At 59.6% G+C, this 22,553-nt stretch carries 25 protein-coding genes; 15 read left to right on the plus strand and 10 right to left on the minus strand.

Features of this window, described 5'->3' with window-relative positions; translation table 11 throughout:
• Positions 1-171: 171 nt before the first annotated feature.
• Both WNZ14_RS03260 and WNZ14_RS03265 read left to right on the plus strand, forming a co-directional pair.
• The gene (locus WNZ14_RS03260; protein WP_342867167.1) at positions 172-1,401 is read left to right on the plus strand and encodes an argininosuccinate synthase; all 1,230 of its coding nucleotides are present in this window, start codon (positions 172-174) and stop codon (positions 1,399-1,401) included.
• 146 nt (positions 1,402-1,547) lie between these two features.
• A complete protein-coding gene (locus tag WNZ14_RS03265; RefSeq protein ID WP_342867168.1) occupies positions 1,548-3,599 on the plus strand; it encodes a M3 family metallopeptidase in 2,052 nt (683 codons plus the stop codon).
• 33 nt (positions 3,600-3,632) lie between these two features.
• Here WNZ14_RS03265 and WNZ14_RS03270 read toward each other — a convergent pair whose 3' ends face one another.
• Positions 3,633-4,214 (minus strand): VOC family protein, encoded by a 582-nt coding sequence (locus WNZ14_RS03270; RefSeq protein WP_342867169.1) that lies wholly within the window; start codon positions 4,212-4,214, stop codon positions 3,633-3,635.
• A 548-nt stretch (positions 4,215-4,762) separates the two neighbouring features.
• On the opposite strand from WNZ14_RS03270, the gene typA reads away from it, so the two are divergent.
• The 4 genes from typA (at position 4,763) to ppa (ending at position 8,631) form a co-directional block, all read left to right on the plus strand.
• Complete coding sequence (typA, locus tag WNZ14_RS03275; RefSeq protein ID WP_342867170.1) at positions 4,763-6,589, plus strand: translational GTPase TypA; 1,827 nt, start codon at positions 4,763-4,765, stop codon at positions 6,587-6,589.
• A gap of 1 nt (position 6,590) precedes the next feature.
• The gene (locus tag WNZ14_RS03280) at positions 6,591-7,238 is read left to right on the plus strand and encodes a chloramphenicol acetyltransferase (RefSeq protein WP_342867171.1); all 648 of its coding nucleotides are present in this window, start codon (positions 6,591-6,593) and stop codon (positions 7,236-7,238) included.
• 152 nt (positions 7,239-7,390) lie between these two features.
• A complete protein-coding gene (locus tag WNZ14_RS03285) occupies positions 7,391-7,897 on the plus strand; it encodes a GNAT family N-acetyltransferase (protein WP_342867172.1) in 507 nt (168 codons plus the stop codon).
• A gap of 200 nt (positions 7,898-8,097) precedes the next feature.
• Positions 8,098-8,631: an inorganic diphosphatase gene (gene ppa, locus WNZ14_RS03290; RefSeq protein WP_342867173.1), complete on the plus strand. Its 534-nt coding sequence runs from the start codon at positions 8,098-8,100 to the stop codon at positions 8,629-8,631.
• A gap of 68 nt (positions 8,632-8,699) precedes the next feature.
• Here ppa and WNZ14_RS03295 read toward each other — a convergent pair whose 3' ends face one another.
• Positions 8,700-9,011: a DUF167 family protein gene (locus tag WNZ14_RS03295; protein ID WP_342868496.1), complete on the minus strand. Its 312-nt coding sequence runs from the start codon at positions 9,009-9,011 to the stop codon at positions 8,700-8,702.
• On the minus strand, positions 9,008-9,298 hold the full coding sequence (locus WNZ14_RS03300; protein ID WP_342867174.1) for a YggT family protein: 291 nt from the start codon (positions 9,296-9,298) through the stop codon (positions 9,008-9,010). The genes WNZ14_RS03295 and WNZ14_RS03300 overlap by 4 nt, the downstream gene beginning before the upstream one ends.
• A 174-nt stretch (positions 9,299-9,472) precedes the next feature.
• Between WNZ14_RS03300 and WNZ14_RS03305 the strand changes: the two genes are divergently transcribed.
• Positions 9,473-10,774 carry an MFS transporter gene (locus tag WNZ14_RS03305; protein ID WP_342867175.1) on the plus strand — a complete coding sequence of 434 codons (1,302 nt, stop codon included), beginning with the start codon at positions 9,473-9,475 and terminating at the stop codon, positions 10,772-10,774.
• Here the strand turns inward: WNZ14_RS03305 and WNZ14_RS03310 are convergent.
• The 6 genes from WNZ14_RS03310 to hemC form a co-directional block, all read right to left on the minus strand.
• Positions 10,725-11,474, minus strand: coding sequence for a glutamine amidotransferase (locus WNZ14_RS03310; protein WP_342867176.1), 750 nt, complete (start codon positions 11,472-11,474; stop codon positions 10,725-10,727). The two genes, WNZ14_RS03305 and WNZ14_RS03310, sit on opposite strands and share 50 nt — an antisense overlap.
• Positions 11,443-11,928, minus strand: coding sequence for a TerB family tellurite resistance protein (locus WNZ14_RS03315; protein ID WP_342867177.1), 486 nt, complete (start codon positions 11,926-11,928; stop codon positions 11,443-11,445). The genes WNZ14_RS03310 and WNZ14_RS03315 overlap by 32 nt, the downstream gene beginning before the upstream one ends.
• A 23-nt stretch (positions 11,929-11,951) precedes the next feature.
• Positions 11,952-13,787 (minus strand): heme biosynthesis HemY N-terminal domain-containing protein, encoded by a 1,836-nt coding sequence (locus WNZ14_RS03320; protein WP_342867178.1) that lies wholly within the window; start codon positions 13,785-13,787, stop codon positions 11,952-11,954.
• 7 nt (positions 13,788-13,794) lie between these two features.
• Complete coding sequence (locus WNZ14_RS03325) at positions 13,795-15,285, minus strand: mitofilin family membrane protein (RefSeq protein ID WP_342867179.1); 1,491 nt, start codon at positions 15,283-15,285, stop codon at positions 13,795-13,797.
• A gap of 87 nt (positions 15,286-15,372) precedes the next feature.
• A complete protein-coding gene (locus WNZ14_RS03330) occupies positions 15,373-16,137 on the minus strand; it encodes a uroporphyrinogen-III synthase (RefSeq protein ID WP_342867180.1) in 765 nt (254 codons plus the stop codon).
• A 9-nt stretch (positions 16,138-16,146) separates the two neighbouring features.
• Positions 16,147-17,076 (minus strand): hydroxymethylbilane synthase, encoded by a 930-nt coding sequence (gene hemC, locus WNZ14_RS03335; RefSeq protein WP_342867181.1) that lies wholly within the window; start codon positions 17,074-17,076, stop codon positions 16,147-16,149.
• A gap of 104 nt (positions 17,077-17,180) precedes the next feature.
• On the opposite strand from hemC, the gene tsaD reads away from it, so the two are divergent.
• From tsaD to WNZ14_RS03365, 6 genes are all read left to right on the plus strand, one after another.
• Positions 17,181-18,263 (plus strand): tRNA (adenosine(37)-N6)-threonylcarbamoyltransferase complex transferase subunit TsaD, encoded by a 1,083-nt coding sequence (tsaD, locus tag WNZ14_RS03340; RefSeq protein WP_342868497.1) that lies wholly within the window; start codon positions 17,181-17,183, stop codon positions 18,261-18,263.
• 83 nt (positions 18,264-18,346) lie between these two features.
• Complete coding sequence (locus WNZ14_RS03345; protein ID WP_342867182.1) at positions 18,347-18,640, plus strand: YciI family protein; 294 nt, start codon at positions 18,347-18,349, stop codon at positions 18,638-18,640.
• 1 nt (position 18,641) lies between these two features.
• Positions 18,642-19,079, plus strand: a complete 438-nt coding sequence (locus WNZ14_RS03350) for an EVE domain-containing protein (RefSeq protein ID WP_342867183.1) — start codon at positions 18,642-18,644, stop codon at positions 19,077-19,079.
• A gap of 23 nt (positions 19,080-19,102) precedes the next feature.
• Positions 19,103-19,750: a methyltransferase gene (locus WNZ14_RS03355; protein ID WP_342867184.1), complete on the plus strand. Its 648-nt coding sequence runs from the start codon at positions 19,103-19,105 to the stop codon at positions 19,748-19,750.
• Positions 19,751-19,910: 160 nt separating this feature from the next.
• On the plus strand, positions 19,911-20,183 hold the full coding sequence (locus tag WNZ14_RS03360) for a BrnT family toxin (protein WP_342867185.1): 273 nt from the start codon (positions 19,911-19,913) through the stop codon (positions 20,181-20,183).
• A complete protein-coding gene (locus tag WNZ14_RS03365) occupies positions 20,149-20,436 on the plus strand; it encodes a BrnA antitoxin family protein (protein WP_342867186.1) in 288 nt (95 codons plus the stop codon). The genes WNZ14_RS03360 and WNZ14_RS03365 overlap by 35 nt, the downstream gene beginning before the upstream one ends.
• A gap of 206 nt (positions 20,437-20,642) precedes the next feature.
• Here the strand turns inward: WNZ14_RS03365 and WNZ14_RS03370 are convergent, their stop codons facing one another.
• On the minus strand, positions 20,643-21,191 hold the full coding sequence (locus tag WNZ14_RS03370; protein WP_342868498.1) for a L,D-transpeptidase family protein: 549 nt from the start codon (positions 21,189-21,191) through the stop codon (positions 20,643-20,645).
• A gap of 158 nt (positions 21,192-21,349) precedes the next feature.
• Here WNZ14_RS03370 and WNZ14_RS03375 point away from each other — a divergent pair, with 158 nt between their 5' ends.
• Entirely contained in the window at positions 21,350-22,033 is a 684-nt protein-coding gene (locus WNZ14_RS03375) for a response regulator transcription factor (RefSeq protein ID WP_342868499.1), read from the plus strand.
• A 61-nt stretch (positions 22,034-22,094) separates the two neighbouring features.
• The gene (locus WNZ14_RS03380) at positions 22,095-22,553 is read left to right on the plus strand and encodes a cyclic nucleotide-binding domain-containing protein (RefSeq protein WP_342867187.1); all 459 of its coding nucleotides are present in this window, start codon (positions 22,095-22,097) and stop codon (positions 22,551-22,553) included.

Here is a 22,553-nt window from a genome sequence, read left to right on the forward strand (position 1 = left end):
GCTTAAACGTGGGGCACCAATGAAACAAACGCAATGCGAGCAGCGCTGGTTCCTCAAACGACGCTCTAACCCTTGCATGGCGCTATAAACCCGCTAAAAGTGCGGCAAAATTCAAGGCCCCCGGAATTCAGACCTTCAGGGGCAGAGCATCCAAAAAGAAAGACTACAAATATGGCATCGCACAAGGACGTCAAGAAAGTCGTTCTCGCCTATTCAGGCGGTCTCGACACCTCGATCATTCTGAAATGGCTGCAGACCGAACTCGGCGCCGAAGTTGTCACCTTCACAGCCGACCTCGGCCAGGGCGAGGAGCTGGAGCCGGCGCGCAAGAAGGCCGAGATGCTCGGTATCCCCGACAAGAACATCTTCATCGAGGATGTCCGCGAGGAATTCGTCAGCGATTTCGTCTTTCCGATGTTCCGCGCCAATGCCGTCTATGAAGGCGTCTATCTGCTTGGCACCTCGATTGCCCGCCCGCTGATCTCAAAGCGGCTGGTCGAGATCGCGCACGAGACCGGCGCAGATGCGATTGCCCATGGCGCCACCGGCAAGGGCAACGACCAGGTCCGTTTCGAGCTGTCGGCTTATGCGCTCAACCCGGACATCAAGATCATCGCGCCGTGGCGCGACTGGTCGTTCAAGAGCCGCACCGATCTGATCAAGTTTGCCGAAGAACACCAGATCCCCGTCTCCAAGGACAAGATGGGCGAGGCCCCGTTCTCCGTCGACGCCAACTTGCTGCACTCGTCGTCCGAGGGCAAGGTTCTGGAAGATCCGGCGGTGGAAGCACCCGAATATGTGCACATGCGCACGATTTCGCCGGAAGCTGCGCCCGACAAGGCCACCATCATCAAGATAGGCTTTGAAAAAGGCGATGCCGTCTCGATCAATGGCGTTCGCATGAGCCCGGCGACCATACTCGCCGAGTTGAACACTTATGGCCGAGACAATGGCATTGGCCGTCTTGATCTGGTCGAGAACCGCTTTGTCGGCATGAAATCGCGCGGCGTCTACGAGACCCCGGGCGGCACCATCCTGCTCACAGCCCACCGGGCCATGGAATCAATCACGCTCGACCGCGGTGCAGCCCACCTCAAGGATGAGCTGATGCCGCGTTATGCGGAGCTGATCTACTTCGGATTCTGGTTCTCGCCCGAACGCGAGATGCTGCAGGCAGCCATCGATCTGAGCCAGAAGAATGTCGAAGGCGAAGTCACCCTGAAGCTCTACAAGGGCAACGTGATGGTGACGGGGCGCGAAAGCGACAAGTCGCTCTATTCCGATGCACTGGTGACGTTCGAGGACGATCAGGGCGCCTATGACCAGAAGGACGCGGCGGGCTTCATCAAGCTCAATGCGCTCAGGCTCAGAACACTGGCTGCGCGCGACCGCAAGGGCTGATGCGCACATCTCCAATGCGTTTTGCGGGCGGGACCGACCACGGTCTCGCCCTTATTGTTTTCGCCTGCGCAAGGACAGACATTGCCCCCCCGCCTTGTTCACAGACGCCGCCCGGCCTACATGGGGGGCATGACAAGGAGCCTTCCATGACCTCACCCGCTTCCCCCATATTTGACTGGACTGGCCCGCTCGGTCTGCCGGAATTCTCAAAAATCACCGACGCCGACTTTGCCCCGGCCTTTGAAACCGCGCTTGCAGAGCACGACGCCGATATCGCGGCCATTGCCGACAATTCGGAAGCGCCGAGCTTCTCCAACACGCTCGAAACACTGGAGCTGGCAGGCGACAAGCTGTCGAAGGTCTCGGCCCTGTTCTGGAACCGGGCGGGCACCGACACCAATGACGTGATCCAGGCGCTGGAGCGCGATATCGCGCCGCGCATGTCCCGGCATTACTCGAAAATCGCCATGAACCGAGACCTTTTCGAGCGGGTCGACGCTTTGTACCGCAAACGCAACAGCCTCGGCCTGACGCCGGAGCAGGACCGCCTGCTCGAGCGGGTGTGGAAGTCCTTCATCAAGTCGGGCGCAGCACTTGATGAAGACGGACAGAAGCGGCTGGCAGTAGTCGGCGAAACGCTCGCGAGCCTAGGTGCCCAGTTCGGCCAGAATGTATTGGCGGACGAACGGGATTACCTTCTGCTGCTCGAGCACGAGGCTGATCTTGCGGGCCTTTCCGATGATCTGCGCGCGGCCATGGCAGCCGTTGCCGAAGATCTCGGCCACAAGGGCAAATATGCCGTCACCCTCTCGCGCTCGATCATCGAGCCTTTCCTGGCATCGAGCGAGCGCCGCGATTTGCGCGAAACCGCCTTCAAGGCCTGGACCGCTCGCGGCGCCAAGGGCGGCGTAACCGACAATGCAGCGCTGATCTCCGAGATCATTGCGCTTCGCACCGAGAAGGCAACGCTGTTGGGCTACGACAGCTATGCCGCCTACAAGCTCGACAACAGCATGGCCAAGACGCCTGAAGCGGTTGAAACGCTGCTCGGCGATGTCTGGACCCGCGCCGTCGAGCACGCCGATATCGATCGTGCCGAACTTGCCAAGCTGATCGCAGAGGAAGGCGGCAACCACGAGGTAGCGGCCTGGGACTGGCGCTATTACGCCGAAAAACTGAAAGCCCAGCGCTTTGATTTTTCCGAAGCCGAACTCAAGCCCTATTTCCCGCTCGGCAAGATGATTGACGCCTGTTTCGATGTGGCAAATCGGCTCTTCGGCGTCACCATGACCGAACGCAAGGACATTGCCGGCCCGCACAAGGATGCGCGCGTCTTCGAGGTTCGGGGACGTGATGGCGAGATGATCGCCACCTTCATCGCCGATTATTTCGCCCGTCCCTCGAAGCGCTCCGGCGCCTGGATGAGCGGCATGCGGAGCCAGCACAAGCTGAAGATGCCGGATGGGACGACAGGCGAGCAGCCGATCATCACGAATGTGATGAATTTCGCCAAACCGGCAGCCGGCAGCGAAGCGCTGCTGTCGCTCAATGACGCGCGCACGCTGTTTCATGAATTTGGCCATGCGCTGCATGGCATGCTCTCGGATGTAACCTACCCATCGCTGGCCGGCACTTCGGTCAGCCGCGATTTCGTCGAGCTTCCGTCACAGCTCTATGAACATTGGCTGACGGTGCCCGCAATCCTCGAAAAGCACGCCCGCCACTACAAGACAGGCGAGCCAATCCCGCGCGCGCTTCTCGACAAGGTACTTGCAGCGCAGACCTTCAATGCCGGTTTCGCCGCCGTCGAATTCACCGCGTCAGCGCTGGTCGATATGGCCTGGCACACCGCAGGCGACAAGGCAGATCCAGCGACCTTCGAGGCTGAAACACTGAAGAAGCTCGGCATGCCCGAGGCGATTGTCATGCGCCACGCCAGCCCGCATTTCCTGCATGTGTTCTCGGGCGAGGGCTATTCGGCTGGCTACTACTCCTACATGTGGTCGGAAGTGCTCGATGCGGATGCCTTTGCGGCATTTGAGGAGACCGGTGATCCGTTTGATGCCGACATGGCCGAGAAGCTGCGCGCAAACATCTATTCAGCCGGCGGCTCGCGCGATCCGGCCGAACTTTATGAGGCTTTCCGCGGCCGCATGCCCGATGCCACCGCGATGCTCGAAAAACGCGGTCTGGCCTGAGGCCCGACCGCACAACCGGCGCAGGAACAGGCCCTAATAGGCCTTTTTCGGCGTCCGGTCGTCCGACAGTGATTGTTGCGAACGTTCAATGATCGCCTCGATCGCGTCGGCCAGGTGGATTTCTGCAATGTTGTAGTCGCCTTTCGCGACCCTGAGCCGGTGCGCCTCCAGCAGCACCTCGGCATGGGACGATCCGGGCGGCGGCTCGAACCGGTAGGCGGCGAGTTCGACCAGAAAGCCCAGCGGATCTGTGAAATAGATCGAATCCATGAAGCCACGGTCCTTGACGCCACTGTGCTCGATCCCGCGTTCATCCAGCCGCTCGACAGCCTGAGAGAATGTGGCCTTCGACACATTGATGGCGAGATGGTGAACTGCGCCGGGTTCGGTTGATGTGCGGGACCGGTCGGGCTTGCGGTTTTCATTGGTAAAGATGGTGATCAACCGTCCGTCGCCCGGATCGAAATAGAGGTGGCTTTCAGACTCTCTGTCGAGATTGGGCTGCTCGAAAATGAACGGCATGCCGAGCACGCCTTCCCAGAAGTCTATCGAGGTCTGCCGGTCTGCCCCCACCAATGTGATGTGGTGGATGCCCTGGGCCTGCAATTTGCGCATATTGGTCTCCTGCTGCCTTTTATCACCTAGGTTGATACCCAATCCCGGCAAGAGCGGCAAAATTGGCGTTGCCATCAAACAAGCCGTGCCTGTCATACTTACTTTCGACGTGCACTGGTCCCCTCTCACCATGCGCCATGATCACATAGAAGAAGCAAAATATCGCTTTCCTGCCTAGGTTTCCACGTCTCTGCCAGTACCAACTCCCTGGTGAGAGCTTCCGACCTTGCCGCCCTCCATGGGCCGACAGGTCTACGACCTCGACAACCTCAACGGCGCCACCCAACAACGCACTGCGCGGTTGATGAATCACCACGATCAGGAACCCTGGACCCTGTTCTCAATGTTTGATTGTTTGTTTCGCTCCCGGTATAATATGATGAAATAAAGCGCTCTCTGGCCTTTTTTAAGCCCGTTAAGGCTGTGTTGCCTTGGCCTCTTTCGCAACCGCAAAAAACCCTGTATAAGCCGCGCAAAGTCCGGCGTTTGTCGGCCCGCGCCGGATCTTGGTCCGGCGTTTTTGTATTCTCCAGAATGAGACCTGATCTATGTCCCTGCGCAATATTGCGATTATCGCCCACGTTGACCATGGTAAAACCACGCTCGTTGACGAAATGCTGAAGCAATCCGGTGTCTACCGCGAAAACGAACGCGTTCAGGAACGCGCCATGGATTCGGGCGACATCGAGAAGGAGCGCGGCATCACCATTCTCGCCAAGGCCACTTCGGTGGATTGGAAGGGCAACCGCATCAACATCGTCGACACTCCTGGCCACGCCGATTTCGGTGGCGAAGTGGAGCGTATTCTCTCGATGGTCGACAGCGCCATCGTTCTGGTTGACGCCGCTGAAGGCCCGATGCCGCAGACCAAGTTCGTGGTCGGCAAGGCGCTGAAGGTCGGGCTTCGTCCGATCGTCGCCATCAACAAGATCGACCGTCCCGACGCCCGCGTCGACGAAGTCATCAACGAAGTCTTCGACCTCTTTGCAGCGCTCGACGCCACCGATGAGCAGCTCGACTTCCCGATCATGTATGGTTCAGGCCGCAATGGCTGGATGTCGATTGGACCGGATCGTCCGGAAGATGGCGGCACACTTGCCCCATTGTTCGACCTGGTTCTCGAGCATGTGCCGGAACCGACGGTCGAAGAAGGTCCTTTCCGGATGATCGGCACCATTCTGGAAGCAAATCCGTTCCTCGGCCGCATCATCACCGGCCGCATCTATTCCGGAACCGTCAAGGCCAACCAGCAGGTCAAGGTTCTGCATGGCGACGGATCTCTGGTCGAAACCGGACGCATTTCCAAGATCCTTTCTTTCCGCGGTCTTGAGCGCGTTGCGCTCGACGAGGCCCATGCTGGCGATATCGTCGCCATCGCCGGCCTGTCCAAGGGCACCGTTGCCGATACATTCTGTGACCCTTCGGTCACCGAGCCGCTTCACGCACAGCCGATCGATCCGCCGACGGTGACCATGAGCTTCATGGTCAATGATTCGCCGCTGGCCGGCACCGAAGGTACCAAGGTGACGAGCCGCGTTATCCGCGACCGCTTGCTGCGCGAAGCAGAAGGCAACGTGGCCTTGAAGATCGAGGAATCGAGCGCCAAGGATTCGTTCTTCGTTTCTGGCCGTGGCGAATTGCAGCTGGCCGTGCTGATCGAGACCATGCGTCGCGAAGGTTTCGAGCTGGCCGTGTCGCGTCCGCGCGTGGTCATGCACAATGACGAAAATGGCAAGCTGATGGAGCCGATCGAAGAGGTCGTCATCGACGTCGATGAGGAACATTCCGGCGTCGTCGTGCAGAAGATGTCCGAGCGCAAGGGTGAAATGACCGAGCTTCGCCCGTCGGGCGGCAATCGTGTGCGTCTTGTCTTCCATGCGCCGACCCGCGGCCTGATCGGCTACCAGTCGGAACTGCTGACCGATACGCGCGGCACAGCGGTGATGAACCGTCTGTTCCACGAATATCAGGCCTACAAGGGTGATATCGCCGGCCGCACCAATGGCGTGTTGTTGTCCAACATGGCAGGCGAGGCCGTCGCTTATGCGATGTTCAACCTGGAAAGCCGTGGCCCGATGATCATCGAGCCAGGCGACAAGGTCTATATGGGCATGATCATCGGCATTCATACCCGCGACAACGACCTTGAAGTCAACGTGCTCAAGGCCAAGCAGCTCAACAACATCCGCGCCGCCGGCAAGGATGAAGCGATCAAGCTGACTACACCGATCCGCATGACGCTGGACCGTTCGCTGTCCTGGATCCAGGATGATGAGCTGATGGAAGTGACACCGAAATCAATCCGCCTGCGCAAGCGTTACCTCGACGCAACTGACCGCAAGCGCTTCGGAAAATCAGGCGCCAGCGCCGCCTGATATGGCTGACGCGCGTGAAGTAGATCTTGCGACCTGGTCACGGGCCGGACAGTTCCACCTGTTCCGGACCTATGACCGGCCGCAGTTCGCCACCACCGCGCGCGTCGACATCACTGCCCTGATGACCCATGGCAAGCCTCAGGGCGTGTCGCCCTACCGGGCCTTTATTCATGCAATCGGCGCTGGTGTTCACGCCGTTGCGGCACTGAAGATGCGTTTCACCGGCGACCAGGTGCTGGAATACGACGAAATCGCGCTGTCAGCCACGGTCCCACGGCCCGGCGACACCTTTGGTTACGCCTACATCCCCTACATAGAGGACTGGGCCCGGTTCGATGAAAGCTGCAAGGCGATTATCGAGGAAACCGCCGCGGGCGCCGATCTGGGCGCCAACACCGGCCAGCGATCCGACCTCGCCTACTTGTCCTGCCTGCCCTGGATCGACTTTACCGCGCTCGACAATGCGCTGCCCGGCCCGGATGACTGCATCCCACGGTTTTCATGGGGCAAGTTCGTGCAAGGTCCTGATGGACGCTGGAGCTGTCCGGTCGCCGTTCAGGTCCACCATGCCCTTGTTGACGGCCTGCAGGTCGGCCAATTCTTTCAAGCGGCGCAGAAAACCCTCGACCGGTTCACGGCTTCTGACTGACCTTTAGCCCGGCAGAAGCGCCGCGCTCTTGCATATTTCCTTAACAAACGGTTAACTCACCTCACGCAGTCCACAGAACAATGCTGTGGGCAGATGCCGGGGCAGGCCCTATGCGGCTTCATCGGATATACCATGAACGGTAGAATGGGCGCATGAGCACGTTAACAATCGACATACGGCATGCCGAGCCGCAGGATGCGGAAGCAATTGCCGCAACCCATCGGGCGGCCTGGAGCCATGCCTATTCCGGTATACTGCCCTACAAGGCTCTCAGGCATATGCTGGAGCGCCGCAATGTAGGTTGGTGGAAGCGGGCCGTCCGCGGCTCGACGTCCATTCTGGTGCTCGATGTCGGCGGCACAGTGGCCGGCTACGCCACACTGGGCCTCAACCGTGCCCGTTCGCTGCCGCAGGAAGGCGAAATTTACGAGCTTTATCTGAAGCCGGAGTTTCAGGGTGTTGGATTGGGCAAGCGCCTGTTCAACGAGGCCCGGCATCTTCTGGAATCACTCGGCTGCAAGGGTGTGGTTGTCTGGTGTCTCGAGGAAAATCACGCGTCAGTGGAGTTCTACCGGTTCCAGGGCGGTCGCGACGTTGCCGAAGGCCATGAGACTTTTGACAGCAAGACACTCAAGAAATTGGCCTTTGTCTGGTCCTGAGACCTCATCTCAGGCCAATCGCGCCAAAAGTCCTGTTGCACCAAACCGCCTTTGGCTTTAATTCCGGAGCCGCCTGATACAACGCGCGTTCAATCGAACACGCGTCAATGTACCGAGGCGCTGAATTGACGCATGCACGCTGCCCTCAATCTCCTCCCGCTTGAGCACGTCATGCAACAGATATCCGAATTGGAGCGATCATGCGCATAGACGCCATCAGCATCGGCGAAAACCCGCCACACGACGTCAACGTGATCATCGAGGTGCCGGTCGGCGGCCAGCCGATCAAGTACGAAATGGACAAGGACGCCGGCATGCTGGTGGTCGACCGCTTCCTCTACACACCGATGACCTATCCAGGGAACTACGGCTTTGTGCCGCACACCCTGTCTGACGATGGCGACCCGATCGACGTTCTGGTCTGCAACACGCGGCCGCTGATTCCCGGTTGCCTGATCAATGTGCGTCCGATTGGCGTTCTGGTCATGGAAGACAATGCCGGACAGGACGAGAAGATCATCGCGGTGCCATCAGCGCACCTGACCCAGCGCTACGCTGGCGTTGATGACTACACCGACCTGCCGGAGATCACTCTGCAGCAGATCGAGCATTTCTTCGAGCACTACAAGGATCTGGAGCCCGGCAAATGGGTCAAGATCGGCGGCTGGCGCGATGCCGAAACCGCGCGCGGCCTGATCGTCGAGGCGATCGAGCGCGCCAAGACCAAGGGCTGAACCTGCTTCAGCAAGCAAAAGCATTCCATCACGCCACTCGATCAAGCGATCCCGTGGCGTGATCTGCTTTAACGTACCAGAACCTCAAGCTTCGGAACCAGATGGTCGGGATTACCGTCGATGCGGATGATTTTTGACCGGCTTGTTTCTCCGGAGATCACCCGGACTGAGGTCTTGCCGATCTTGAGCTGTTTGGCAATGAGCTTTTCAAGCGCGCGGTTGGCCTTGCTCTTCTCGGCGACGGCACGGACCCGCGCCTTCAGACGAAGCACACCGGCTGCGTCCTCGACCAGACCGTCAATGCCGTCGAGAGACGCGGCAGGCGTCAGCCGTACCGCAAGCTCGACACCGTCACTGGTGATTTTATACCAGCCGCTCAGAAGAACATCGGTGCGAGCGACGTGGCGATGAAGGTGCGCACGAAAAAGATCGCGATCAGCAAGATGATCGGCGAAATGTCGAGTCCACCCAGATCCGGCATGATCCGCCGTATTGGCCGCAGCGCCGGCTCGGTCGCCTTGAACAGGAACTCACCGACCATGCCCACAAAGCGGTTGTTCGAATTGATCACGTTGAAGGCATAAAGCCAGGAGAAAATGGCACTGCCGATAATGATCCAGGTGTAAAGACCCAAGACCATGTCGATGGTTGAAAAGACTGCAATCATAAGATTCTCCGGCTGTTCGTCGCGTGACAGACATGTAGACACTCGAGGCCCGGGCGGCAAGGGTGGGCGGCGGCCTATGCTGGGGCAGGGTTAAGGCAAGATCCGGAGCCACAAGACGGTGGCGCGGTTCGGCCGTTGGTGTATAGCTCGGCGAACATAAACCGGACAGACCCAATGCAAGCCTCAGCCACGGCGGAAGACCGCTTCGCAGCCTTTCGCCATCGTCCCTTCGCCTTCTATTTCTTGGCCCGTTTCCTGTCGACCTTTGCACTACAGATCATCAGCGTCTCGGTGGGTTGGCAGATTTACGATCTGACCCGCGACCCCTTCGACCTCGGCCTTGTCGGTCTGATCCAGTTTCTGCCGGCCCTGGTGCTGATCCTGTTTACCGGGGCTGCCGCAGATCGCTATGGCCGCCGCACCATCATGCTGATCTGTGAAATCATCATCGGTTTTTCGGCGGTAGCCCTGGTGTTTTTCGCCTGGCGCGGCCTGACCTCACCCCTGCCGATCTTCGGCGTGCTGCTTGTGATCGGCATCTCCCGCGCGTTTTTCGCTCCCGCTTCGCAATCTCTGGCCCCGAACCTGGTGCCGGCCCAGGATCTGCCCAATGCGATTGCCTGGAACTCGACCTCCTGGCAGACCGCGACCATCGTCGGTCCCGTCGCCGGCGGTCTGCTCTACGGCCTTGGCGCAACCGTGCCTTATCTCACCGCCTGTTTCTTCTTCGCCGCCGCGATCATTGCCATCGCCCTGGTGCCACCACCGCTGCAGAGAACGCGCGGGCAAAGCCAGAGCTGGAAGACACTGGTTGCCGGCTTCAGCTATGTCCGAAACCAGAAGATCGTCCTTGGTGCCATTTCGCTCGACATGTTTGCCGTGTTGCTGGGCGGGGCGATCGCGCTGATGCCGGTTTTTGCCCGCGACGTGCTCGAGCTCGGGCCATGGGGTCTGGGCTTCCTGCGCGCCAGCCCCGGCATCGGCGCGATCGGCATGGCGATATATCTCGCCTCACGTCCGATCCGCAGGCATGCCGGACGGGCGATGTTCATTGCGGTTGGGGTGTTCGGCGCGGCAACGGTGGTGTTTGGTCTGTCGAAATCCCTGCCGCTGACCATGGCGGCCCTGATTGTCATGGGCGCCTCGGACATGATCTCGGTCTATGTCCGTCAGAGCCTGGTGCAATTGTGGACGCCGGACGAGTTGCGCGGCCGTGTCAGCGCCGTCAACATGGTCTTCATCGGTGCCTCCAACGAGCTTGGCGAATTCCGCGCTGGCGTGATGGCCTCGCTGATCGGACCGGTAGCCGCAGTCGTGATCGGCGGCGCCGGAACCCTGGCCGTGGCTCTGGCCTGGAGTTTCGGGTTCCCGCAACTGCGCCAGATTCAATCGCTCGACAGGGACGCCGAGGAAAGCCGGGCAGCACTCAAGGCAGATGTGGATCGGCAGGAAAAACCCGGTTCAGGAACTGCTTGAGCCAACCAAGAAGCGCTGCATCGTGAACCAGTCGGCCGGCAATATGCTCCGCGCCCTGCTGGGCACCTGGTAGCACAAACCGTTGCGCGCCCCGCACGGCCCACCGGTGCATCATCGCCAGCGTCAATTCCGCATGGAACTGGATCGCCCACGCATTGTCGCCATAACGGAAAGCCTGGTTTGGATACAGATCCGCGGTCGCCAGCAGCTCTGCACCACGGGGGAGATCAAAACCTTCCCGATGGAACTGGTAGACCATCTGCGGCCATTCCATCATCTTCCTGCCGGCAGGCGTTGCTTCCAGCCCGTACCAGCCGATCTCGACCGCACCATCGTCGCGTCCGGCCACCCGGCCTCCGAGATGATTGACCAGGATTTGAGCGCCCAGACAGATCCCGAGATAGGGTTTGCCGGATTTCAGCACCACATCCATGAACCGGGTTTCGCGGGCGATTCCCTCGTCAGGATCATTGGCGCTCATCGGTCCGCCAAACACCACCACACCGGCATGTCCGTCCAGCGTATCCGGCAGCGGATCACCAAGCACCGGTCGGCGAATATCTGCGTCATAGCCCATAAGGGAAAGCAGTTGCCCGACGCGACCCGAGCTTGACGTCTCCTGATGCAAAATGATGAGAACGCGGCCTGATCTTGATCCAGGCCTGAAATCAGTCCCCGTCACCCGGAGCCTCCGCGTCATCGAGACCTGCAGCCGCCAGCGCACGTTGGCGCGCGAGCACCCGGTCCCGGCTCGACACGCCCATAAGGTCGGCAATACGCCAGACAACGTGATCTTCCAGTTCATGCCGGTATCCGTCGGCATAGGCCAGATTCCACAAAAGCTCGATGAAATGAACTTTCGCTTCGGCCTCCAGTGCACGGTTGAGGATGCTGGTGAACTGATAGAGATCGACGGCTTCGCGGTCAGCCTGCTCGCCTGCCTCGATCAGCTGACGCATCTCCGCGCCACTCCGGTCGTATTCCTGAGCAATCAGCTCCCGGAGTTTTGCAGACTCGACCGCATCCACCACGCCGTCAGCGCCAATGACATGGAAAAACAGCGCCACTGCAGCAACATCGGGATTGCTCGCATCTGGCATTTTCTGTTTGTCGTCGCGAAGCCCGCCCAGAAAAGCGCGTATTTGATCAAGCATTCCCTATCCTTTTCCAAACCAACTCAAAACAAGCGGAAACGACCCGGCTTCTCCGGCTCCGCATTGACATCAATACCCGGATCATCAGGACGATGGGTCAGGAACGCGGATTCCTTTGCGCGTGCCTCGGCTTCTGGATCCGCTTTCACAGGCTTCTTGTCCGCGCTTGCTGCGTCATCTTTTTCCTCAGGCGACTTATCTACTGCTGATTCACTCTCAGCTGCTTGCGGCTGTGGTGCCGTCACACCTGCTTTTTCCTTCGGCTGAGCCTCCGGTTCAACAGCAGACGGAGGTCCTGCTCCATTTCCCTTTGCGGGCTCCGGCGCAGGGTCTTTGACCTTTTCCATGTCAACGATCACTGCAGGCTTTGCCTTGGGCGCAGGTTGCGGCGGTTCTTCAGGCTTTTCTGACGGCACCACAGCTTCAACAAGAGGATCGGCAATCGGGACCCCGGCTGTGGATGTCTTATCGGCACCGGCACTTCCGTTCTCACGAATTGGGGGCAGGCTCGCCATCGCCCGTTCAAACACCTGCTCGGGCGGTTGATTGTCGATGCTCGGACCAGCCAATTGTTCGACAGGAACCTTCCATTCGAAGGCATCGAGCTTGCCGGTCACCGGCGACACCGGTTCCCAGGTCTCCGACACGTAACCATCAGCGGTCCAGGCCGGGTCACGCGGCGCACGAACAGCCTGGCTCAGCCAGTGGCGTACACGGCCCTGATCACCGGTTTCAGCTTCCTCGATATCGGCAAGCAGCAGAAATATACCTTCAGATGGCTGCAGCCGTGCCGAGGCTTTCGCTTTCTCGCGAGCCAGATCGAACTCGTGAGCGTCGAGTGCTGCACGTGCCACCACATCCAGAGATAGCGGATTGAGCGGTCTGAGTTTCTCAAGTCGTTCGGCCCGCTTGAGACGGTCAGCCGAGGTATCACCGACACGCGCCCTGACATAGGCCTCGGCGATTTCGGGATGTGGATTGGTTTTCCACGCCGTTTGAAGAATTTTGGCGGCCTTGCGCAAATTGTCCTGACGCAGAAGCGCCTTCGTTGCAATGACTGCCGCAGGCGCAAAAGCAGGCGCCAGCTTGAGTGCATTGAGCGCATCATCGCGGGCAGATGACGGGTCGTTGTCAACATTGTCGCGTGCACGGGCAGTCAGCAGTACCGCCTTGGTTCGGTCCGCGGCGGCAGCTTCCACCGTGCCGGCCTGGCGCTGACGGGCGAGCAGCTGAAGCGCCTCGTCCCACTTGCCCTCCCGGGTTCTGTAGGACAGCGCCGCTGCACCAGCCCATGGCAGATGCGGTGCCTGTTCGGCGGCGGTTTCCGCATAATGCTGCGCCGCCTCGTCCGCACCCTGACGCTGAGCCTCGAGGTAAAGCCCACGCAGGCCCAGAAGCTTCGTCTCCGGGTCCTCGGCCATCGCCTCAAACAGCTTGCGGGCTTCGTCGTGACGGCCTTCAATCAGCGCGGCCTGAACATCGAGAAGATGGATCAGCGGTTCCTGGTCTGCTTTCAGCAAACCCTTGGTCCGCTTGTTCATCTTGCGCGCCATCGCCGCATCGCCAGACCCTGCGGCCAGAAGCCCGGTCGACAGTGCCTGATAACCACGGTCGCGCTTGTTGGCGCGGAAATAGCGTGCCACCGTGCGCGGCGACATGAGAATGGTGCGGATCAGCCACCAGCTGATCATGATAGCCGCAATCAGCGAGACGATCGCCGTGACCGCCGTCATCAGCGACATTTCAATACGGCGATCCTGCCAGACGATGGAAAGATCACCGGGTCGGTCGGCAAGCCAGGCAAACCCAAAGCCAAGGGCCAAAATCAGCACAACAAAGAATAACAACCGGATCATCATGTTTCTCCTAGTTGGCCGGGGCTTCGGAAGGCGCTGAAGGCGCCATGGCTGCCGCAATCAGCTTCTCGGCGCTTGCACGCGCAGCAAGCGCGTCGCGATACTCGGCCGTGGCGGCAAGTGACGCTTCAGGCAGCGTGTTCCACTCGGTGAGAGCGGCCTCGATATCACCATTGAGCAGCCGGGCTTCGGCGCGCGCGACAATTGCCTCTGCGCTGTCACCCTGAACGTCGCCGACCTTGCGGACCTTGACCACAGACATGGCGCTCGACATCAACCTGTCGACCAGCCCGGCATCAGGATCACCGGGATCGGCAGCAGCAATCGCCTTGCTGGCGGCATCGGAGAATCCCGCGACCAGATCGGCCCTGCTGGGAATGCCACGTGCCGCCAGATCCCTGAGTTCGGGGACTGCTGGATCATCCGGAGCCACCGAGGCAAACGCCTCGAGTTCAGTTGTGAAAGAACCGCCCCGGTCAATTGCAGACTTGAGCCCCGCCGCACCGATCGCGCGCGCCAGATCGATCTGGCGTGACGGCGCATCCAACTGCTCCGCAAGCGCCTGCTGGCCTTGCTCAAGCTCTGCGATCTTGCCTGAGAGTTCCTCGGAGCTGGACCGAAGCTCGCTCATCGACGTCTGAAATCCACTCTGCGCGGCGCTGATTTCGTTCATCGTTGCGGCAAGTTCGGGATCTGCGGCAGCTGCCGTGCCGCCATTGCCAAGTTCCGCGATCTTGTTTTCAATACCGGCAACCCTCTCCTGAAGCTGGGCCATCGCTGCCGGATCGCCACCATCGCCACCGGCACTCGCCGTAGCATTGGCGAGCCCAGCCTCCAGAGTGTCGAGACGGGCCGGAATATCGGAACCAACCTGGGCGGTGGAACTATTGAGCTGTTGTGACAGTGTTTCCACCTGTGATGAAAGCGCATCAACCCTTGAGGCTGAAACCTGATCGCCGCCCGCGCTGGGCGCTGGCAGCACACCGCCTGCCTGAAGCGCATATCCGCCGCCAAGGGCGATCACCGCGCCGATCAGGCTGGACATCACCATGCCGATGCCGCCGCCACTCTTGCTCTCCGGCTTTGCAGGTTTGGAGTCTGAACGTTTGGCGCCAGCGGGGCCCGTCGTTGACTGCTTCGGCCCTGTCTGGCTGGCCGCCGGTTCTGCCTGCTTGGGGCCGGTCTGGGTCTGGTTTGCCTTTGTATCGGGCGTTTTGGTGTCTGCTGCAGTCGGGCCTGTCTTCGGGTCCACTTTCGGATCGGAAGAGGGTTTGGCCGCGCTGTCACTCTTGGTCTGGCTTCCCGCCGCCGCTGCGCTGGCTCCCGTCGTTCCGGCCTTGGCGTCTTCCGGCTTAACCGGGTCAGGTGTTCTCGCCACGGCAGGCCCCGTCGCGGACGACTTTGCTTTCGGCACTTCCTTCGGCGTCACATCAGTGGCGTCGAGATCAATGGTGACCGGCTTGGGCGATTTGGAGTGTCGCGGGGTGGGGCCCTTGCTCATGGCATCTCCTGTTTGATGGTTTGGCGAGGCTGATTGTGCACAGTGTATCGTGCAATACGCTCTAACCGAGGCCTTTGTTCCGGCAAATCATCCCAACGCAACAAGCGATGCAAGCAGGCTGTCCTCATCAGGACGTCCGGACACGATCGAACGCACCTGCCAATCGCTCGGCAATCGTGCCGCGATCTGATCCGACAGGCAGATAAAACGCGCCGAATCCAATGCTTTGCCGATATCCTCGGCACTGAGCAGGTTGGAAAAATGCTGCGCGGCATTGGCCGAAAAAAACAGGACTGCATCCGGCGCGAGAGAAAAAATATCTGATTTTAAAATGTCAGTTGAATAACTTATTTCAGACATTTTGTAGCATTCCATCACCGAGAAATCGATCTTCTCAGCCTCGAGTGCCGTCTCGATCACCGGTGTACGCGGCACACCCGCCAGATAGACCAGAGCGCCTGGCCGGACATCCGATCCGACAGGATTGCGACCTTCACGGGGTTTCATCCGGGCCGCCATGAGCGTTTGCGAAAGGGCACTTGCGGTTCCTCCACCCTCGCGAACATCGACAAACCCCGCGTCTCGCGCTGCCTGCGCCGTGGCCGGTCCCACCGCATGGATCGGCACATTGCGAAGCCCCGATTGGGTCACATCACCGCTCTTGAACAGGGCGAATGCACGGGCGCTGGTGGCGATCAGCCCGCTGACTTCATCAGCGGGCGGCAAATCATCAATCGTCGCGGTAACCATCGTCTCAAACAGCGGCATCAGCACCGGGTCATGACCCAGTGCCGCAAGCCGTTCAGCGGTTCGCTGTCCGCCCGGCTCCGGCCGCGTCACCAGAACCCGCATCGACCCGCCTCAGGTCCAGCTATCGAAAAAGCTGCTTCCTGCCCGCCCACGCACCTCTGCGCCGGCATCGGCACCCACCTGCGCCGCATCACTCACAGGACCATCGGCGCGGATGTCGTGCCAGACCGTTCCGTCCGGTGTCAGGATCATGCCGAAGAAGGAGAGTTGGCCCTCGGAAATCGTCGCAAGCCCCGCGATTGGTGTGCGGCAGGACCCGTCGAGCGCGCCCAGGAACGCGCGTTCGCAGGACAGCGCGGCTTGCGTGTCGGCATGATTGATCGGGGCCAGCAATTCGGCGATGCGCTCGTCATTCGTTCTGGCTTCAATGCAGATCGCGCCCTGCCCGGGTGCTGGCGGAAAGCTGTCCGGATCCAGCAGTTCGGTAATGACCCCCGTATTGCCAAGCCGCTTGAGCCCGGCATGGGCCAGAAGCGTGGCGTCGGCCACGCCCTCTTCGAGTTTGCGCAACCGGGTTTCAACCTGGCCTCTGAAAGTGATCACCTTCAGATCGGGCCGCAACCGACGGATCAGCGCCTGCCGCCTGAGCGACGAGGACCCGACCACGGCATTCTGCGGCAAGGTCTCAAGCCGCGGTGCAGCACGGCCGATAAAGGCATCGCGAACATCTTCACGCTCGAGAAAAGTCACCAGACCAAGACCATCCGGCAACGCCGTCGGCATGTCCTTGGAGGAATGCACCGCCAGATCGAGCCGCCCGTCGCTCAGCTGCTCCTCGAGTTCCTCGGTAAACAGTCCCTTGCCGCCAATTTCGGCCAGCGGCCGGTCGGTGATCCGGTCACCCTTGGTCGACAGCACCACAATTTCAAACGCATCCTCTGCAAGAGCATGCGCAGCCATCAGCCGCGAGCGTGTTTCGTGTGCCTGCGCCAGAGCAAGCGGACTGCCGCGGGTACCGATGCGGTAAGGTTTCATTTGCAAGACATCCGTTCCGTTGTTACCGACAGAGAGGTATCGGGATCATCTCCCGAGCGCAACATTCTGGGCTGAAGTCAGCATCAAAGACAAGCATGGGCATCCGCAGCATGGACATTCTGGGAATCGAGACAAGCTGCGATGAAACCGCGGCATCGGTGGTGCGCCGCCTCCCCGACGGTTCAGGCCAGATAATGTCCGACGTCGTGCTGAGCCAGCTTGATCTCCATTCCGCCTTTGGCGGCGTGGTGCCCGAGCTTGCCGCCCGCTCCCATGTTTCGACCCTCGACCGGCTGGTCAATCAGGCTCTCGAGGAAAGCGGCGTTGCGCTGGCTGACATCGACGCGGTCGCGGTCACCTCCGGGCCGGGCCTGATCGGCGGGCTGATGGTAGGGCTGATGACCGCCAAAGCCATCGCCATGGCTTCGGGCAAACCCTTTATCGGGATCAATCATCTTGAGGGCCATGCGCTGACCGCCCGTCTGACCGACAATGTGGCGTTTCCCTATCTGCTGCTGCTGGTGTCTGGCGGGCACACCCAGATCGTTCTGGTCAAGGGCGTCAATAATTATGAGCGCTGGGGCACCACCATCGACGACGCGCTTGGTGAGGCTTTCGACAAGACCGCGAAACTGCTCGGTCTCGGCTATCCCGGCGGCCCGGCGGTTGAACAGGCAGCACTTGAGGGCGAGCCCAAGCGCTTCCGGCTGCCGGTACCGATGCGAAAAGACCCACGGCTCGATTTTTCCTTCTCCGGCCTGAAGACCGCGGTGCGGCAGATGGCCGAAGAGCAGGCACCGCTATCACAGCAGACCATTGCCGATCTGTGCCTGGCTTTCCAGACATCGGTCACATCAAGCATTGATGACCGGATCTCGATGGCGCTGGAGCGCTTTTCCGAGCGTTTCGGAGCCGAATCGAAGCCCGCTCTTGTGGTGGCAGGCGGTGTTGCTGCCAACAAGGCGATCCGTGCCACCCTTGAGACCCGCGCCTCGAAAGCAGGGTTCCAGTTCATCGCGCCGCCGCTCAATCTGTGCACAGACAATGCCGTGATGATCGCCTGGGCAGGCGCCGAACGGCTGGCTGCCGGCCTTCCAACCGATGAGCTCGATCTCGCCCCCCGTTCGCGATGGCCGCTCGATCAGACCGCCAAGGCTGTGATTGGGCATGGCAAACGTGGCGCGAAGGCCTGACCCGGTATTGAAACCGCCAGCCGGGCAGGGCATAGAATGCTCTCAATTCCGGCCATGCCCGCCTCACCTCTGATGGAGATCCCATGCTTTACGCCCTGATGTGCAAAGACCACCCCAACTCCCTCGAAAAGCGGATGGCCACCCGCCCGACCCATGTCGAGTATCTCAAGAGCATCGAAGCCAGCGGCGTCTTGAAGATGGCAGGCCCTTTGCTGGGCGATGACGAGAAGCCGATCGGCAGCCTGCTGGTTATTGCAGCCAGCGACATGAAGGAAGCCGAGGCCATTGCAGCAGCTGATCCTTATGCGATCGCGGGCCTGTTTGCCTCGACAGAGATCCGCGCCTTCAACTGGACCTTCAAGAACCCGGAGGCTTGAGATGGCCTATTGGTTGTTCAAGTCAGAGCCGTTCAAATGGTCCTGGGAAATGCAGAAGGCCAAGGGCGACACCGGCGAACAGTGGGACGGTATCCGCAACTATCAGGCCCGCAACAACATGCGTGCCATGAAATTGGGCGACAAGGCGTTCTTCTACCATTCCAATGAAGGCCTCGAAGTCGTCGGCATAGCGGAAGTTTGCGCGCTGATCCATCCGGACACCACCATCGACGATCCGCGCTGGGAGTGCGTCGATATTCGTGCGGTGTGTGACATGCCGAAGCCGGTCACGCTCAAGGATGTCAAGGCAAACCCTAAGCTTTCGGATATGAGCCTGGTGACGTCGATGCGGCTGTCGGTCCAGCCGGTAACCGAGGCGGAGTATCTCGAGGTCTGCCGCATGGGCAATCTCGACAATCCGCCAAAATCACCCGAGTGATGCCAGAACCCCGGGCCATGGTGATGAAAACCGACCCGGAAAGCTTCATCCGTGCAAACACGGCGCTTGGCTCGCCACCGCATGTGCCCGAAATCCGCCTGCATCTGGCCGATGAAGCCCATGAATTGTGGCTCAAGACCGAAGAAGAGCTTGATGCACTGGGCTTGCCGCCGCCGTTCTGGGCCTTTGCCTGGGCCGGCGGACAGGGTCTGGCGCGTCACATCATCGACAATCCGGGATTGGTCGAAGGCAAATCGGTCCTGGATTTCGCCTCTGGTTCCGGGCTTGTTGCCATCGCCGCAAAATGCGCGGGCGCTGTAAGCGTAACCGCCGCCGATATCGATCCCTGGTCGGCAACCGCAGCCCGCCTCAACGCGCAAGCCAACGGCGTAGACTTCAGGATCAGCCAATCGGACCTTGTCGGAACGGATGCGGGCTGGGATGTGATCCTTGCGGGGGACGTATTTTACGACCAGTCCATGACTGCACTGATCCTTCCCTGGTTTTCAGATCTGGCAAGGCGCGACGCTCTGGTGCTCATCGGCGATCCCGGCCGCTCCTACTGTCCGCGCAACGGGATGGAGCTGCTGGCCACCTACATGGTGCCGGTCACCCGCGCTTTGGAAGACAGCGAAATCAAGCGGACCTCGGTATTTCGCTTCACTGCGTGAGGCTGTGATAATTCCATCTTGTCTTGTATACACAATTCGTATATACAATTTTTGTCGCAGCGTCGGTACGCCTTGCGAAGTGTTAGTGCCAATTGTGGCAGCCGCAGAAGGAATAAGCTCATGAATAATATTCAAATATTTGGTTATCGAGGACAAGAAAATGAAATTCGAATGGGACGAAACCAAGCGTACTGAAATTTACGAAAAGCACGGTGTCGACCTTCTAGAGGCGGCTCTCATTTTTGAAAATGACGTTTTGGAAAAGGAAGACACACGCAGGGATTACGGTGAAAAGCGAATGATTGCTTTGGGTATGGCCGACGGCGAGGTTTACATCGTTGTTTATACCAAGAGGGACGATGTTTATCGCCTCATAACAGCGTGGAAAGGAGGTCAGGATGACCGAGACGAATATGAAAAAAGGAGGTCTTAGCGACCTGCGCATGATGAAGGAAAGGGGCGAAACGCACCCTTCCGGCAATGCAGAAACCACGACAGATCTGCCAAAGGACTTTTGGGATGATGCTGAACTGGTCAATCATACCAAAACCAAAGAGGCCATCAGCTTGCGTGTCGATTCCGATATCCTTGAGTTTTTCAAGGCCCAAGGAAAAGGGCACCTCACACGGATGAATGCTGTTCTGCGTTCTTATGTCGAGGCACATCGGTCAAAAGCTCCTCGTTAAGACAGCTCGATCAATCGTTCGTCATGGAGTTGGTTCTGTCCTTCGTCGCTGAAGTGGTCATTTCCCCTCTCAGGCCAAGCCAGATTACGCTTCGGCACACAGCGGTTTCTGGCTATTTATCTGGTTCAGCTTCATCTTCACCACTATGCCGATCAACCACCGCTAAAAGCGCTTTGGTCAGGATCTGACGTCACCCCAACCGCTGGCTAGATAACGCGGAAAACGGTCCCGCGCCGCAGGAACGGCATGATTCTCAGCATGTCGCGGCGCTTGAGCGCAATGCAGCCTTGCGTCGGCGGGAAGCCCGGTTTGGCGACATGCAGAAAGATGGCGCTGCCCGCCCCGCGCCGTCGCGTGCGAATATTCCAGTCGAGCACAAAGCCGAAATCATAGAGCACATCATTGCGCAGAAGTGTTTCATGGCTGTCGGCAAATGGCAGCCGGACATGCCGGTTGTAGGCTGCGTGGCCCGGGGCATCGCACCAACCATCCTTTTTCCCGACTCGCTGCAAAGGCAGCCCCGAATGGTCCGGCGTCAACATGCCGCCGCGTCGGAACCCCGACAGAACGGCCATCGCCGCACGCGGCGTGCCGCCATCACCTTCCCGCTTGAACGAAGTAACGCCACCCCTTCCAAGAGCTGCCTGCAAAGTCAGCGGCCCGATCCTGACCAAGCCTCTCAACCGGTCGGTTGGCGAAGGTCGCACCACGACCTCGCGTGGCCTACAACGCTTGAGCGGCCGTTTTTGTAACATCAACCTCACGATCAAGTGCTCCTGCTGTGACTTGGCACACCTATTTAGCACTTTGCCCTTGCGTCGAAAGTGCCTAAACAGGAACACAATGCCATATGACACCATCTCTGGCGCCGGACCGTTCCGGCGTTGATGCCTGTACGAAGAAGGAAGCCGCAATGACCGCTCGCTCGATCCTGCTGGTAGATGATGACAATGACCTCAGAGAAACCCTTGTCGAGCAGCTTTCTCTGTATGAGGAATTTGCTATTTCCCAGGAATCATCCGCGACCAAGGGTGTGCAGGCGGCAAGAAATGAACATGTCGACCTTCTGATCATGGATGTCGGTCTGCCTGACATGGATGGGCGCGAAGCGGTGAAGCTGCTGCGCAAGGGTGGCTTCAAGTCGCCGATCATCATGCTCACCGGCCACGACACCGATTCCGACACCATCCTCGGGCTTGAGGCCGGCGCCAATGACTACGTCACAAAGCCGTTTCGATTCGCGGTTCTGCTGGCCCGCATTCGCGCCCAGCTGCGCCAGCATGAACAGAGCGAAGACGCGACATTCACCGTTGGTCCCTACACCTTCAAGCCGAGCCAGAAACTGCTGCTTGATGAAAAGGGCGCCAAGATCAGGCTGACCGAAAAGGAAGCGGCCATTATCCGCTATCTTTATCGGGCCGATCAGAAAGTGGTCACCCGTGACGTTCTGCTGGAAGAAGTCTGGGGCTACAATTCAGGTGTTACCACCCATACACTCGAAACCCACGTCTATCGCCTGCGCCAGAAGATCGAGGCGGATCCCTCGAACGCCGAGATTCTGGTGACCGAAAGCGGTGGCTACAAGATCATCCCATGATGTCAGCCAGGCTGGCCCTGAAACTCGCCTTCCCTGACACTGGCTTTCAAGGAGTGCATCCGTGGCTCTGAATGACGACATTGCCCTGCTTTCGATTGTGCCGCTGTTCCGCGATATCAGCGAGGACAAGCTGCGGCTGATAGCATTTGGTGCGGAACGGCGAAGGATGCAGGCCGGCCAGATGCTGTTTCGCGAGGGCACCCCCGCCGATTGCGCATTTGTGGTCGCGGATGGTCGTTTCGAGCTGTCACGGGCAGGCAAGGATGGTCACGCGGTCTCGCTCGGTTTCGCTGAACGCGGCACCCTGCTCGGTGAACTGGCGATGGTCACATCCGTCAACCGGTCGATGACCGCGATTGCGCCTGACAATGCCGAGGTTATCCGCATCAACCGGCCGCTGTTCCGCCGCATGCTGGAGGAATATCCTGACATCGCCACCATTGTGCGCCAACGCATCGACGAAAATCTGGCGGCGCTCAATGCCGACCTTGGCAAGGTTGCCGGGCGCTTCGCCAACTGA

The organism is Hoeflea sp. AS60 (genome assembly GCF_038900115.1).
GTDB lineage: Bacteria > Pseudomonadota > Alphaproteobacteria > Rhizobiales > Rhizobiaceae > Hoeflea.

Coding starts and splice junctions, on each gene's coding strand:
- WNZ14_RS03260 (WP_342867167.1), top strand. CDS start 172: ATGGCATCGCACAAGGACGTCAAGAAAGTCGTTCTCGCCTATTCAGGC.
- WNZ14_RS03265 (WP_342867168.1), top strand. CDS start 1,548: ATGACCTCACCCGCTTCCCCCATATTTGACTGGACTGGCCCGCTCGGT.
- WNZ14_RS03270 (WP_342867169.1), bottom strand. CDS start 4,214: ATGCGCAAATTGCAGGCCCAGGGCATCCACCACATCACATTGGTGGGG.
- typA (WP_342867170.1), top strand. CDS start 4,763: ATGTCCCTGCGCAATATTGCGATTATCGCCCACGTTGACCATGGTAAA.
- WNZ14_RS03280 (WP_342867171.1), top strand. CDS start 6,591: ATGGCTGACGCGCGTGAAGTAGATCTTGCGACCTGGTCACGGGCCGGA.
- WNZ14_RS03285 (WP_342867172.1), top strand. CDS start 7,391: ATGAGCACGTTAACAATCGACATACGGCATGCCGAGCCGCAGGATGCG.
- ppa (WP_342867173.1), top strand. CDS start 8,098: ATGCGCATAGACGCCATCAGCATCGGCGAAAACCCGCCACACGACGTC.
- WNZ14_RS03300 (WP_342867174.1), bottom strand. CDS start 9,298: ATGATTGCAGTCTTTTCAACCATCGACATGGTCTTGGGTCTTTACACC.
- WNZ14_RS03305 (WP_342867175.1), top strand. CDS start 9,473: ATGCAAGCCTCAGCCACGGCGGAAGACCGCTTCGCAGCCTTTCGCCAT.
- WNZ14_RS03310 (WP_342867176.1), bottom strand. CDS start 11,474: ATGACGCGGAGGCTCCGGGTGACGGGGACTGATTTCAGGCCTGGATCA.
- WNZ14_RS03315 (WP_342867177.1), bottom strand. CDS start 11,928: ATGCTTGATCAAATACGCGCTTTTCTGGGCGGGCTTCGCGACGACAAA.
- WNZ14_RS03320 (WP_342867178.1), bottom strand. CDS start 13,787: ATGATGATCCGGTTGTTATTCTTTGTTGTGCTGATTTTGGCCCTTGGC.
- WNZ14_RS03325 (WP_342867179.1), bottom strand. CDS start 15,285: ATGAGCAAGGGCCCCACCCCGCGACACTCCAAATCGCCCAAGCCGGTC.
- WNZ14_RS03330 (WP_342867180.1), bottom strand. CDS start 16,137: ATGCGGGTTCTGGTGACGCGGCCGGAGCCGGGCGGACAGCGAACCGCT.
- tsaD (WP_342868497.1), top strand. CDS start 17,181: ATGGACATTCTGGGAATCGAGACAAGCTGCGATGAAACCGCGGCATCG.
- WNZ14_RS03345 (WP_342867182.1), top strand. CDS start 18,347: ATGCTTTACGCCCTGATGTGCAAAGACCACCCCAACTCCCTCGAAAAG.
- WNZ14_RS03350 (WP_342867183.1), top strand. CDS start 18,642: ATGGCCTATTGGTTGTTCAAGTCAGAGCCGTTCAAATGGTCCTGGGAA.
- WNZ14_RS03355 (WP_342867184.1), top strand. CDS start 19,103: ATGAAAACCGACCCGGAAAGCTTCATCCGTGCAAACACGGCGCTTGGC.
- WNZ14_RS03360 (WP_342867185.1), top strand. CDS start 19,911: ATGAAATTCGAATGGGACGAAACCAAGCGTACTGAAATTTACGAAAAG.
- WNZ14_RS03365 (WP_342867186.1), top strand. CDS start 20,149: ATGACCGAGACGAATATGAAAAAAGGAGGTCTTAGCGACCTGCGCATG.
- WNZ14_RS03370 (WP_342868498.1), bottom strand. CDS start 21,191: ATGTTACAAAAACGGCCGCTCAAGCGTTGTAGGCCACGCGAGGTCGTG.
- WNZ14_RS03375 (WP_342868499.1), top strand. CDS start 21,350: ATGACCGCTCGCTCGATCCTGCTGGTAGATGATGACAATGACCTCAGA.